This window comes from Bombella dulcis (assembly GCF_026385505.1).
Classification (GTDB): Bacteria; Pseudomonadota; Alphaproteobacteria; order Acetobacterales; family Acetobacteraceae; genus Bombella; species Bombella dulcis.
The window spans coordinates 1-373 of sequence record NZ_JANIDV010000020.1 but is presented as its reverse complement, the minus strand read 5'-3'; the positions used below and the strand labels follow the sequence as shown (position 1 = coordinate 373).

The window sequence follows — 373 nt, the reverse complement described above, 5'->3', positions numbered from 1 at the left end:
CGTCCAGCAGGGCGTGTCCATCCCGGCGGGAGCGCAATATATCCTCGTCGAGGGCGGCAGCCCGTCAGATATCGGGCGGGCAATCCTCAACAAGAAACCGCCGGGCATCCCGACCGTGGGCACGCAGATCGTCACCGTTCAGGACACCAATCCTGTCTATTCCGGCAACCAGCCGTCTTACAGTTTCAATTACGACAGGCCCACACCGGTGGCGGTCTATGTCGTCATGACCATTGCCGCCTCTGATACGGTCCCCTCAGATGCGGCACAGCGCATCCAGAAGGCCATCGTCTCTTACCTGACAACAGGGGCGAACCGTATCCGGATAGGCAAAACTATCTATGCCTCCCGCCTGTCTGCCGTAGTGGACGGT

General features: G+C 60.1%; 1 pseudogene. It reads left to right on the top strand.

The window, feature by feature from the left end:
- Positions 1-373, top strand: a pseudogene (locus tag NQF87_RS08740) (baseplate J/gp47 family protein); the annotation flags it as partial.